General features: G+C 68.0%; 13 protein-coding genes. 4 read left to right on the forward strand and 9 right to left on the reverse strand.

What is annotated here, in order from left to right:
* Position 1: 1 nt before the first annotated feature.
* From BCO18175_RS01200 to BCO18175_RS01225, 6 genes are all read right to left on the reverse strand, one after another.
* Entirely contained in the window at positions 2 to 1,339 is a 1,338-nt protein-coding gene (locus BCO18175_RS01200) for a heterodisulfide reductase-related iron-sulfur binding cluster (protein ID WP_174979014.1), read from the reverse strand.
* A 119-nt stretch (positions 1,340 to 1,458) separates the two neighbouring features.
* Complete coding sequence (locus BCO18175_RS01205) at positions 1,459 to 1,881, reverse strand: rubrerythrin family protein (RefSeq protein WP_043177896.1); 423 nt, start codon at positions 1,879 to 1,881, stop codon at positions 1,459 to 1,461.
* A 305-nt stretch (positions 1,882 to 2,186) separates the two neighbouring features.
* The gene (locus tag BCO18175_RS01210; RefSeq protein WP_174979015.1) at positions 2,187 to 3,455 is read right to left on the reverse strand and encodes an RNA polymerase sigma factor; all 1,269 of its coding nucleotides are present in this window, start codon (positions 3,453 to 3,455) and stop codon (positions 2,187 to 2,189) included.
* Positions 3,452 to 3,868, reverse strand: coding sequence for a VOC family protein (locus BCO18175_RS01215; protein WP_122949114.1), 417 nt, complete (start codon positions 3,866 to 3,868; stop codon positions 3,452 to 3,454). Before BCO18175_RS01215 ends, BCO18175_RS01210 begins: the two co-directional genes overlap by 4 nt.
* Positions 3,869 to 3,913: 45 nt before the next feature.
* Positions 3,914 to 4,333 (reverse strand): YciI family protein, encoded by a 420-nt coding sequence (locus BCO18175_RS01220; RefSeq protein ID WP_174917654.1) that lies wholly within the window; start codon positions 4,331 to 4,333, stop codon positions 3,914 to 3,916.
* Positions 4,334 to 4,457: 124 nt separating this feature from the next.
* Positions 4,458 to 4,811, reverse strand: coding sequence for a YciI family protein (locus BCO18175_RS01225; protein ID WP_034185206.1), 354 nt, complete (start codon positions 4,809 to 4,811; stop codon positions 4,458 to 4,460).
* A gap of 203 nt (positions 4,812 to 5,014) precedes the next feature.
* Here BCO18175_RS01225 and BCO18175_RS01230 point away from each other — a divergent pair, with 203 nt between their 5' ends.
* The 4 genes from BCO18175_RS01230 to BCO18175_RS01245 all read left to right on the forward strand — a co-directional run bounded on the left by BCO18175_RS01230 (position 5,015) and on the right by BCO18175_RS01245 (position 9,499).
* Positions 5,015 to 6,889, forward strand: a complete 1,875-nt coding sequence (locus tag BCO18175_RS01230) for an ExeM/NucH family extracellular endonuclease (RefSeq protein WP_174979016.1) — start codon at positions 5,015 to 5,017, stop codon at positions 6,887 to 6,889.
* 285 nt (positions 6,890 to 7,174) lie between these two features.
* Entirely contained in the window at positions 7,175 to 7,561 is a 387-nt protein-coding gene (locus BCO18175_RS01235) for a DUF883 family protein (RefSeq protein ID WP_069750125.1), read from the forward strand.
* A gap of 64 nt (positions 7,562 to 7,625) precedes the next feature.
* Positions 7,626 to 8,210 carry a BPSL1445 family SYLF domain-containing lipoprotein gene (locus BCO18175_RS01240; RefSeq protein ID WP_174979017.1) on the forward strand — a complete coding sequence of 195 codons (585 nt, stop codon included), beginning with the start codon at positions 7,626 to 7,628 and terminating at the stop codon, positions 8,208 to 8,210.
* Between the two features lie 236 nt (positions 8,211 to 8,446).
* Positions 8,447 to 9,499 (forward strand): AI-2E family transporter, encoded by a 1,053-nt coding sequence (locus tag BCO18175_RS01245; protein ID WP_174979018.1) that lies wholly within the window; start codon positions 8,447 to 8,449, stop codon positions 9,497 to 9,499.
* Between the two features lie 43 nt (positions 9,500 to 9,542).
* On the opposite strand, the gene BCO18175_RS01250 is transcribed toward BCO18175_RS01245, so the two are convergent.
* From BCO18175_RS01250 to BCO18175_RS01260, 3 genes are all read right to left on the reverse strand, one after another.
* The gene (locus BCO18175_RS01250; RefSeq protein ID WP_174979019.1) at positions 9,543 to 10,058 is read right to left on the reverse strand and encodes a thioesterase; all 516 of its coding nucleotides are present in this window, start codon (positions 10,056 to 10,058) and stop codon (positions 9,543 to 9,545) included.
* Positions 10,059 to 10,261: 203 nt separating this feature from the next.
* Entirely contained in the window at positions 10,262 to 11,278 is a 1,017-nt protein-coding gene (locus BCO18175_RS01255; RefSeq protein ID WP_174979020.1) for an NADP-dependent oxidoreductase, read from the reverse strand.
* Between the two features lie 37 nt (positions 11,279 to 11,315).
* Entirely contained in the window at positions 11,316 to 12,104 is a 789-nt protein-coding gene (locus BCO18175_RS01260) for an SDR family oxidoreductase (RefSeq protein ID WP_174979021.1), read from the reverse strand.
* Between the last annotated feature and the right edge of the window lie 384 nt (positions 12,105 to 12,488).

Here is a 12,488-nt window from a genome sequence, read left to right on the forward strand (position 1 = left end):
CTCAGATGCCGTACGCACGGCGCAGCAGCGTGAGCGGATGCGCGAGCGGCGCGGACGGCAGCCCCTTGTCGTCGATGCCCTGCACGATGTGATGGCCGGCCAGCGCGCAATCCGACGACACGAAATCCGGCTGCGGCTCGGCCATCGCCTTGAACACGGGCCCGCCGATCCGCATCGCGTCCGCATGAAACTCCTTCTTCACGCCGAACGTGCCCGCGTGGCCCGAGCAGCGCTCGACGACATTCACGCGCGTATCGGGCACGAGCGACAGCGCGTCGGCCGTCTTGCGGCCGATGTTCTGCACGCGCGCGTGGCACGGCACGTGATACGACACGGTGCCGAGGCCCGTCTTGAAATCGGTCTTCAGCAGTCCGTCGCGATGCCGCGCGATCACGTATTCGAACGGATCCCAGAATGCTTCGGCCACCGCACGCACCGCTTCGTCGCCGGGGAACATCAGCGGCAGCTCGCTCTTGTACATCAGCACGCAGCTCGGGATCGCGCCGATCAGGGCATAGCCTTCACGCGCATAGCGTTCGAGCACGGGCAGGTTCACGTCCTTCTTCGCGGCGACGCCGGCGAGATTGCCCTGCTCGAGCAGCGGCATCCCGCAGCAGGCTTCGCGCGTGACGAGCTCGTACGGAATGTCGTTGTGCGCGAGGATCGCGAGCAGGTCGTGGCCGATGCCCGGCTCGTTGAAATTCACGTAGCAGGTCGCGTAGATCGCGACCTTGCCGGGCGTGCGTTCGCCGTCGCGCACGGGCAAGCCGTCCGAGGGCTTCGCCGTGCGCCGGAACTTGCGCGGCGCGAATTCCGGCAGCCACGCATCGCGGTCGACACCGAGCGTCGCTTCGAGCGCATGGCGCGCGGGCGGCGTGCGGTTCACCGCGTTCACCGCCTGCGTGACGATCGGGATACCGGCGAAATGGCCGAGCGCGTCGGTGTTCGACAGCACCTTGTCGCGCAGCGTCGCTTCGCCGCGCTTGTAGCGCGCGGCCTTGCCGCGCAGCATCAGGTGCGGGAAGTCGACGTTCCATGCGTGCGGCGGCACGTACGGACATTTCGTCATGTAGCAGAGGTCGCACAGGTAGCACTGGTCGACGACCTTGCCGAATGCCTCCTTCGGCACTTCCTCGATATCGCCCATCGGCGTGTCGTCGACCAGATCGAACAGCGTCGGAAACGCGCCGCACAACGACACGCAGCGCCGGCACCCGGCGCAGATGTCGAACACGCGCGTCATTTCCGCATCGATCGCGGCCTGGTCGTAGAACGTATCGGACTGCCAGTCGAGCGGATGCCGGGTCGGGGCTTCGAGACTGCCTTCCTTGTGGGGCATGGGGCGCTCCAGCGTGGCGCGCATGCGCGCCAGCGCCGCCCGCGCGATGCGGGCAGCGATGAACGAACAGCCGGCCGCTTGCCGGTCACACGGCCTGCCGTGCGGCCCGCGGCGGCCCGTCAGTCGACGAGACTGTCCAGCGCCTTCGTATAGCGGTTCGCGTGGCTGCGTTCAGCCTTCGCGAGCGTCTCGAACCAGTTCGCGATTTCGTCGAAACCCTCGTCGCGCGCCGCCTTCGCCATGCCCGGATACATGTCGGTGTATTCGTGCGTTTCGCCGGCGATCGCCGATTCGAGATTCTGCCGCGAAGAACCGAACGGCAAACCCGTTGCCGGATCGCCGACGGCTTCCAGGTATTCGAGGTGGCCGTGCGCATGGCCGGTTTCGCCTTCGGCGGTCGAGCGGAACAGCGCGGCGATGTCGTTCTGGCCTTCGACGTCAGCCTTCGAAGCGAAATACAGATAACGCCGGTTCGCCTGCGATTCGCCCGCGAATGCGGCCTTCAGGTTCTCTTCGGTTTTGCTGCCCTTGAGTTGAGCCATTTGCGCCTCCGTTCGAGTCGGCGCGGCCGCGTGCGAAGCCGGACCGATCAGATATGTGGGGAACGATGCGTGCGCCGGGGCGCACGCATCGTGCTCTTCAATCTAGGCGCTCGCGTTCGCATCCCCCAATAGGCTTTTTCAATCCGGGCGATAGTGCCCGGCGGGACGCGGCGCGTGCTACCGGGCGCGGCTGGCGCACGGTGCGCCGCGTTCGTTCGTTCGTTCGTTCGTTCGTTCGTTCGTTCGTTCGTTCGTTCGTTCGTTCGCTCGTTCGCTCGTTCGCTCGTTCGCTCGTGCCGCGAGCGTCACGCGTCCGTCGCGCGCCTGAGCAGCAATTCGCGTTCGCGCTCGTTGCGCGTCAGTTCCGCCGCGCGGCGGAATTCGGCCTTCGCCTCGTCGGCACGGCCAAGCTTTGCCAGCAGGTCGCCGCGCACGCTCGGCAGCCAGTGATAGCGCGCGAGCGCGGGATCGTCGCGCAGCGCATCGACGAGTTCGAGCGCCGCAGCGGGCCCGAACGCCATCCCGACCGCCACCGCGCGATTCAGCTCGACGACGGGCGACGGAGCGACTTCGGCAAGCGCGTCATACAGCGCGACGATCAGCGCCCAGTCAGTATCCGACGCCTGCCGCGCGCGCGCATGGCAGGCGGCCAGCGCGGCCTGCAGCGCATACCGCCCGCGTACGCCGCCGAGCTTCGTCGCGCGTTCGAGCGCCGCGAGGCCGCGCCGGATCAGCAACGGATCCCAGCGGCTGCGATCCTGGTCCAGCAGCAGCACGGGCCGGCCCTGCGCGTCGGTGCGCGCATGCATGCGCGACGCCTGCAGCTCCATCAGCGCGACAAGCCCGAGCACCTCGCTCTCGTCCGGCGCCAGCCCGGCCAGCACGCGACCGAGCCGCAGCGCCTCGTCGCACAGCGCGGGGCGCGTCCAGTCGTCGCCCGAGGTCGCCGCATGGCCTTCGTTGAACACGAGATAGATCACTTCGAGCACCGACGCGAGCCGCGCGGGCCGCGCATCGGCGGCCGGTACCTCGAACGGCACGTGCGCCGCCGCGAGCGTGCGCTTCGCGCGAACGATCCGCTGCGCGATCGTCGGCTCGGGCGTCAGGAACGCGCGTGCGATCTCGCCCGTCGTCAGCCCGCCGAGCAGCCGCAGCGTGAGCGCGACGCGCGCATCGGTCGACAGCACCGGGTGGCACGACGTGAAGATCAGCCGCAGCAGGTCGTCGCCGATGTCGTCGTCGCTCGCGTCGGCGAGCGCCTCCGCGATGTCGGGGACGACATGCGCTTCGAGCGCGTCCATCTCGTGGCCGAGCTGGTCGCGCTTCGCCGCGTGGAGCGACTCCTGCCGGACACGATCGAGTGCGCGACGCTTCACGGCCGTCATCAGCCATGCGGCGGGGTTGTCGGGCACGCCGTCGACGGGCCAGTGCTCGAGCGCCGCGACGAGCGTGTCCTGCGCCAGTTCCTCGGCCACGCCGACGTCGCGCACCACGCGTGCGGCGCGCGCGATGATCTTGGGCGCCTCGATCCGCCAGACCGCTTCGATCGCACGGTGAGTCGCCTCACGCGTCACGACGCCTGCCCCTCGGCGGACGCGTCCAGCGGCATGGCCATCAGTTCCCATGCATGGCCGTCCGGATCGTCGAACCCGTGGCCGTACATGTTCGGGTACTCGCGCGGCGCTTGCGGCGCGGACCCGCCGGCCGCCAGCGCCTTCGCGACGATCGCATCGACCTCGGCGCGGCTTTCGCACGACAGGCATGACAGGGCCTGCACCTGCGTCGCGGGATCGATGATGGTTTTGCCGGTAAACGTCTGGAAGAACGGCCGCACGAGCAGCATCGCGAAAATCGTGTCGCTGATCTTGATGCACGCGGCCTGGTCGTTGGTATAGGCCGGCACGACCTCGAAGCCGAGCGCCTGGTAGAACGCCTTCGAACGCGGCAGGTCGGCCACGGGCAGGTTGATGAAGACCATCTTGTGCATGTCGGGTGCTCCCGGTGAGGTTGGACTCAGGTGGTGGGTGATCAATCAGGCGCCGGTGCGGCCGACGTGGAGTTCGCGGAACCGCTCGACCGCGTCGCTCGGCGTGAGGTCGTCAAGCTCGAACAACGGCCGCACCTCGATCTCGCAATCCATCTCGGCGCCGAACGGCGCGGGGAACCGGCGCGTCCATTCGAGCGCTTCGTCGCGCGAACGCACCTGGATCAGCGTATAGCCGGCGATCAGTTCCTTCGTTTCGGCGAACGGGCCGTCGACCACCGTGCCCTTGCCGCCCGTGTAGCGCACGCGCCAGCCGCGCGCGCTCGGCCGCAGCCCGTTCGCGTCGAGCAGCACGCCCGCACTGGCCAGTTCCTCGTGATAGACGGTCATGGCCTCGACCAGCCGGTTGTCCGGCAACGCGTCGGACTCGCTGACGGCGTTCGCCCGGATCATGATCATGAATCGCATCGTTCACTCCTTGTCGTGGTGGAAGGCAGCGCCCGTTCATCGGCGCCTTATCCGGACGACGGCCGGAAGACAGCCGGATCGACATATTCCGCGATAGATCAGGGTAAATACCGAGTCGCGGCAATCACAGGAAGCACGGGCCGACCGCCCGCACCTCGACCGTGCACCATTGCGCGGCCGGGCACTGGCGCGCGATCTCGATTGCTTCCTCACGCGTGTCGACATCGACGAGGAAGAAGCCGCCGACCATCTCCTTCGCCTCCGCGAACGGGCCGTCGAGCAGGCGCGTCTCGCCGTCGCGCACCTGCACGCGCGTCCCGCGCTCGGAACGCTCCAGCGACTCGACGCCGCGCAGCACGCCACGCGCCTTCAGCGTCTCGGCGAAATCGACCATCCGCGCGTACAGCGCCTGACCTTCGTCGAGCGTGCGCTCGGCGCGCTGGTCGGTTGGCTCGACAATCAACAGCATGTAAGACATGGATTTCTCCTGTGGGAACGGGGCGCGGCAGCGTTCGCTGCGCGATCGGGATGCGCCGACCGATGCAAAAGCGTAGCAGCCGCCGTGCGGCTTGCATCGTCGGCCAATCGGCACTGGCCGGACGGCCAATTCGGCCGCTTCCTGACATTTTGCCGTCAAGATGCCTGCCCGAACCGTCGGATTTTCTTCCTGTGGACCGCCCCATGTCACGCCTGCTTCCGCCGCTTGCCGTTGCACCGTTCATCGCCCTCGCCACCGTCTTCGCACCCGCCGCCCTCTTCGCCCGGCCGGCCACGGCCGCGCCGCCGGTCAGCGCCGGCTGCGGCGGCGCAACCACGCCGATTGCCGAGCTCCGCGGCGACGGCGGCCCGTCGCCGCTGGCCGGGCAAACGACCTCGATCGAAGCGGTCGTCACCGCGGCGTTCGGCGGCGCCGACGGCCTCGGCGGCTTCTTCGTTCAGCAGGCCGACGCGCAGCGGCTGCACCGGCCGGGCGTCCCGGAAGGCGTGTTCGTGTACGCGCCGAACGCACGCCCGAAGGCCGGCGATCTCGTCCATCTCACGGGCCGCGTCGACGAGCGATACGGCCGGACGCAATTCACGCTGTCGGGCGGCGTGACCGTCTGCGCACGCGGGCAGGCTGTCACACCGGCAACGCTCACGCTGCCGGTCGCCACGCTATCCGTGCTGGCCGCACATGAAGGGATGCGGGTGCGCCTGCCACAAACGCTGACGGTCAGCGATACCCACGAACTCGGCCGCTACGGCAGTGTCGTCCTCAGCAACGGCCGGCTGCGCATTCCGACCCACGTCGCCCCGCCGGCCGAGGCCGCCGCGCTCGCAGCAGCCAACGCACACAACCGCATCGTGCTCGACGACGGCTCGAGCCGCCGCGATCCCGCGACCGTGCGCTATCCGCCGCCCGCGCTGAGCGCCGCCAACACACTGCGCGCGGGCTATACGGTGCGCCGCGTCGAAGGCGTGCTCGAACTGCGCCACGGCGCATGGCGGCTGCAACCGGTTGCCGGCGCGGCGCCGGTGTTCGATGCCGCCGCGAACCCGCGTACCGATGCGCCGGCCCGGCATCCCGACGCCGATGTGCGCATCGTGTCGTTCAACGTCTTCAACTATTTCAACGGCGACGGGCATGGCAGTGGATTCGATGCCCCGGCCAACCGCGGCGCGAAAACGCCCGCCGGGTTCGCGCGACAGGAAGCGAAGATCGTCGCGGCGTTGCGCGCGCTGCGTGCCGACGTGATCGGGCTGATGGAAATCGCGAACAACGGCCACGGCGACGCGAGCGCCGTGCAGCGTCTCGCAGGGCAGCTTGGCGACGGCTGGCGCGCGGTCGATCCCGGCACCGCGCGGCTCGGCCGCGATGCGATTGCGGTCGCACTGCTGTACGACAGCCGCACGGTCGAGCCGGCCGGGCGTGCGGCGACCGTCTCACTCGGCGGCCGGCACCGCCCGCCGCTCGCGCAGACATTCCGGCGCATCGGCGGCACGCGCGCGTTCACGGTCGCGGTCAATCACCTGAAATCGAAGAACTGCCCGAACGCGACCGGCGCCGATCGCGACCAGTCGGACGGCCAGGGCTGCTGGAACGCAGCGCGCACGCGAGCGGCCGCACGCGTCTCCGACTGGCTCGCCACGTCGCCGACAGGTACCGCAGCCGACGGCGTACTGCTGATCGGCGACCTGAACAGCTACGCGAAGGAAGATCCGGTGCGCATGCTCGAATCGCGCGGCTACGCGAACCTGGTGGCCCGCTTCGTCGGCGATACTGCGTACAGCTACGTATTTCGCGGCGAAGCGGGCAGCCTCGACCACGCGCTCGCCACGTCAGCGCTCGCCGCGCGCGTGAAGGCCGTGCACGTCTGGCACATCAACGCCGACGAACCGGTCGCGCTGCAACCCGTGCCCGATTACAAAACGTCCTCGCAACGGTCGTCTTATTACGCACCCGACGCGTACCGTTCATCGGACCACGATCCCGTCGTGATCGACGTCGCGCTTGACGACGGCGGCACGTTGGCGGCCCCGGGCACGAACCGTGCTCGTCCACAACGCGTCGACTAGTGCATTTGCATCAGCTCAAGGCCTGCAACGGCACTATTTACCTGATAGCCCTGGCGACGCCATATTTACCGTGCCTTCACCGCGTACCGCAGCCCGATACGCCGCTTCGCCCGGAATGCGAATTTTTTTCAACCGCCGTGCCGCCCCGTGCGGCGGGGCTTCGCGGCAATCCTGCCGACGAATTGAAAATTTGTCTCGAAACAAAATCGGGCCAAGTGAATCACACAAGTTGCTGGGATTCGTCTTATCTTCAAATTGGCCTTGAATCGAAGGAGGATCAACACCATGGCGCTCACCGACTCGATCGAACACAAGCTGGACCGCGGCCTGTCCGACATTCGTCGCACGGGCCGGCGCGTGGGACGCACGACGCGCTCGGCCGCCCGCGACCTGCATGCCGACGTCACCGACGATCTGCGCGGGCTGGTCGACGAACTGGAAGACCTGCTGAAAAACGATGGCGACGGCGATATCGCCGCGCTGCGCAAGCGCGTGCAATCCAGGCTCGATGAAGCGCGCAGCGCGCTCGACCATGCGTCGGGCAGCGCAGCCGCCCGGCTGCGCGATTCGGCTGAACGCGTGTCGCAGGCCGTGCACGACAACCCGTGGCAAACCGCCGGCGTCGTCGCCGGTCTCGCGTTCGTTGCGGGCCTGCTCCTTGCCCGCCGTTGAACGGAGCCGGCCGCCCCGCTGCCCGCCCCGACCGTCCTCAATCAGACAACGAAGGAGAAACGCCATGCAAAAAACCTTTGCCATGAAAGCCGCCGCCGCCGTCCTGCTCGGCAGCCTCGCGCTCGCCGGCTGCACGACCACGCCCGACAAACCCGAAAACGCGGCGACCAGCGCGTCGAAGCGCCAGTCGATCGACGCCAGCGTGAACGCAACGCTGTCGCGCCTCTATTCGACGGTACCGGGTTCGCGTGAACTCGTCGCGAAATCGCGTGGCGTGCTCGTGTTCCCGAACGTGCTGCAGGCCGGCTTCATCGTCGGCGGCCAGTCCGGCAACGGCGCGCTGCGCGTCGGCGGCAGCACGGTCGGCTACTACAACACGTCGTCGCTGTCGGTCGGCCTGCAGGCCGGCGCGCAGTCGAAGGCGATCGTGTTCCTGTTCATGACGCAGGATGCGCTCGACTCGTTCCGCAAGTCCGAAGGCTGGGCCGCGGGCGCCGACGCATCGGTCGCGGTCGTGAAGGTCGGCGCGAACGGCGCGGTCGATACGACCACGGCCACCGCACCGGTCGAGGTGCTGGTCCTGACCAACGCGGGCCTGATGGGTGACCTGTCGGTGAACGGCACCAAGGTCACGAAGCTCGATATCTGACGATGCGGCACGCGGCGTTGCGCCGCGTTTGCTTCCCGGCAGCGCCGCGGCCCCGGCCGCGGCGTTTTCGCATGTGCCGCGCGCAGCGGCTATGATGGCGGCACCTTTGCGGGCATACTCCGCTTCGGGCCGCTCCGCGGCGCATTTCGCCGCGAACCCGTGACGATCGCGAACCGATCGTGCGCGGAGCAACGAGATTCAATCAAACCACGCATCAATCTGCGCGAATGTCATCCATGGAAAGCGGACACGACCACCAAAAATTCTTCTATTTCCTGCTGGCCGCGGTCACCGTCGGACTCTGCTGGATCCTCGCGCCGTTTTCCGGAGCCGTGTTCTGGGGCACCATTCTCGCGATCCTGTTCCAGCCCGTGCAACGCTGGCTCGCCGCGCGCTTCGGCAAGCGGCGCAACCTGGCCGCGCTCGTGACGCTGTCGCTGATCGTCCTGATCGTGATCCTGCCGCTCGTGTTCGTCGCCGCGACGCTCGTGCAGGAAATCGCGTACGTGTACCAGGAAATCAAGACCGCACAGCCGAACTATTCGCAATACTTCCAGGACATCATCCACGCGCTGCCGTCTTCGATCCAGCACCTGCTGCAGAAATACGGGCTGAGCAACCTCCCGGGCATCCAGAAGAAACTGACCGATGGCGCCGCGCAGATCAGCCAGCTCGCGGCAGCGCAGGCACTCAGCATCGGCCAGAACACGTTCCAGTTCGTCGTGAGCTTCGGCGTGATGCTGTACATGGTGTTCTTCCTGCTGCGCGACGGCGGCGAAATCGGCCGCCGCGTGCGCCGCGCGCTGCCCCTCGACGACGAGCACAAGAACCTGCTGCTGGCGAAATTCACGACGGTCGTGCGCGCGACCGTGAAGGGCAACATCGCGGTCGCGCTCGTGCAGGGTGCGCTCGGCGGCCTGATCTTCTGGATCCTCGGGATCGAGGGCGTCGTGCTGTGGGGCGCGCTGATGGCGTTCCTGTCGCTGCTGCCCGCGATCGGCGCGAGCCTCGTCTGGGTGCCGGCCGCGCTCTACTTGCTGATGATCGGCGCGGTGTGGAAATGCGTGATCCTCGTCGCGTTCTGCGTGGGCGTGATCGGTCTCGTCGACAACCTGCTGCGCCCGATCCTCGTCGGCAAGGACACGAAGATGCCCGACTGGGTCGTGCTGATCTCGACGCTCGGCGGGATGGCGCTGTTCGGCATCACCGGCTTCGTGATCGGGCCGCTCGTCGCCGCGCTGTTCATGGCGAGCTGGGACATCTACGCACGCTCCGAACAGGGCGAATGACACTGCGCGTGGCCGCGTGCCACGCACCTGCGGACCTTTGCGGTCACGGGTGACGAATGCGAATCAAAACGGGCGCCACGGCGCCCGTTTCTTCATCCGCCGCCAGCATCATCACGCCGCCATACGGCCCGACGCGATACGTACGGCCCGACACCAGCGGCACGCTTCGATCGTCGTGCGCATCGCGCCACGTTGCACGCACGCGCGAGGCGACATCCGGCGCGAACGGCGCACCGTCAGGCCCGACCAGCGCCACATGGGCGCCCGGCAAACGGCGGCCATGCGTATCGAACCGCAGCGTTGCCGCCGCCCCGCCGTGCGCCATCTCTCTTCGTTCGACGACTAGGCTCGATCGTGCGTCGAGCGTCACGTCGTAGAGATCGACGAGCGCACCCGTGAAGCGCACGTCACCGCCTGACGCAGCGTGCGTGGCAGCCATCGCATTCGACATCGCGAACGCCACGCCAAGCCCTATTGCGATCTTCCACACGGCACCGGCACACCGCACCGTTCGATTGCGCATCGCCACCAATGCCGCCCGCTTCGCGTCGTTTCGCATGTTCCTTCTCCCCTGACGTGACCAGAAAAAAAGCGGCGTGACGCGTCGGTCACACCGCCTGTCTGCTGGCAATCACTTTAGGGAGAGACGCCCGGACAATATATGGGACAAGTCCGAAACTAAAGCCCGGTCGTTCGAACGCACCGCGTTCGCGCCGCTCGCGGCAGCGTACGACCGGCATCGCACGGCATGCCGCGGGCCGGTCACGCGTCCGGATCGACGCGCAGCACGAGCTTGCCGCGATGGTCGCCGTCGAACAGGCGATTCAGCACGTCGGGCGCATTCTCGAGACCGTCTGCAACCGTCTCCTCGGCCTTGAGCCGGCCGTCGCGCAGCCAGCCCGCGAGCGTCTGCACGGCCTCGCGGCTCTTGCGATAGTCGAGGATCAGGAAGCCGCGCATCGTCAGCCGCTTCGAGATCAGCACGCCGACGTCGTCCGCCGCGCGCCCGCTGTTGTAGTTCGAGATCACGCCGCACAGCGCAACGCGCCCGCCGATCACCATGCGCGACAGCACCGCGCGCATCACCTCGCCGCCGACGTTCTCGAAGTTCACGTGCACGCCGTCCGGCGTCGCCGCCTTCAGTTGCTGACGGAAATCGTCGGCCTTGTAGTCGACGGCCGCGTCGAAGCCGAGCGTCTCGGTCAGGTAGCGGCACTTGTCCGCACCGCCCGCGATGCCGACCACGCGCGCGCCGTGGATCTTGCCGATCTGCCCGGCGATCGAGCCGACCGAGCCGGCCGCCGCCGATACCACGAGCGTTTCACCCGGCTGCACCGGCGCGATGTCGGTCAGCCCGTAGTACGCGGTCAGCCCGCTCATCCCGCACGCGCCGAGCAGCGTCGGCAGCGGCAGGCCCGACTCCGAGGGCAGCTTCACGAGTTGCGCGGCCTGGTCGGCCGGCACGACCGCGTAGTCCTGCCAGCCGACGAGCCCCTGCACGAGATCGCCTTCCGCGAACCCCGCATGGCGCGACGCCACCACGCGCCCGATGCCGAGCGCGCGCATCACCTCGCCGATCGCGACGGGCGGCAGGTACTGCGGCACGTCGCTCATCCACACGCGGTTGGTCGGGTCCATCGACAGGTACAACACGCGCACGAGCACCTCGCCGTCCGCGAGCGCCGGCACCGGCGTCTCGACGAGCGAAAAGTGTTCGCGGCCGACCCGCCCTTCCGGGCGCGTCTTCAGCAGCAGTTGGCGGTTCACGGGTGTGGACACGATGTTCTCCTCCGGTCGTTGTAGTTCGGGATGCGCGTCAGACCGCGCACATGCCGCCGTCGATCACGAGTTCGGCGGCCGTCACGAAGCGGCTCTCGTCGGACGCGAGATACACGGCCGCGTGCGCGACGTCATCCGGCTCGCCGAGCCGGCGCAGCGGAATGCCGCGCGCGAGCTTGCGCGTCGCATCGCGTTCGCCGAGCGACTGGAACAGCGGCTCGACGATCCCCGTGCGGATGAACGCCGGGTGAATCGAGTTGCAGCGCACGTCGATCTCCCGGCGCGCGCAGTCGATCGCGACCGACTTCGTCAGCGACGCAACCGCCGCCTTCGACGCGTTGTACGCGGTGAAATCCGGCTCGACCTTGAACGCGGCCACCGACGAGATGTTGATGATCGACGCGGGATGGCTCTCGGCCAGATACGACAGCGCATGCTTGCAGCCGAGCACGATGCTCTCGACGTTGATCGCCATCACGCGCCGCCATTCGTCCAGCTCGATTTGCGCGGGCGAGCCGATCGAGCCGACGCCCGCGTTGTTGACGAGCACCGACAGCCCGCCCATCGCATCGACGGCCTGCGCGAGCAGCGCCTGCCAGCGCGCCTCGTCGCGCACGTCCTGCGTCGCGGCGAACGCGACCGGCGTCGCGCGGCCTGCGTTGAGTTCCTGCGCGAACGCGTCGAGCACCGCCGCGTCGGCGATGTCGGTCACGAACACGCGCGCGCCCTGCTCGACCATCCGGCGCGCGATCGCGCGGCCGAGGCCGCCCGCGGCGCCCGTGATGTATGCGCACTTGCCGGCAAGGCGCGAAGAAACGACTGTCATGTGACCTGCTCCTATCGTGAATCGTCATCGCGGAACGCTGCCGCGACGGGGTGGCCGTGCCGTGCCTGCTCCGGCCGACGCGGGCCGGTCGACCGCGCCTCGATATCACGAGGCATCGCACGGTTTCCGCGAGTATATCGAGATGAACGTGACGCGCGCCGGACCGGCCGGGCAGCCTGCCCCGGTTGAACGTCAGCCAGCGTACGCGAATGCCGCCAATCGATGAAATGAATAATCGTTATGCCCGGTCATAGACCTGGTTCATGACTTTCGCATCCCGGCATGCATGCACCGGCCGGCGGCGCCCGCCAGTCTCGTAGACCGGGCGGTTCGTCGATTCCGGGAATGAAGGAGGACGGCGTTCCGTGCAGACGAGGAAGCAAT

It is taken from the genome of Burkholderia lata, assembly GCF_902499335.1.
GTDB classification, from domain to species: Bacteria; Pseudomonadota; Gammaproteobacteria; order Burkholderiales; family Burkholderiaceae; genus Burkholderia; species Burkholderia lata_B.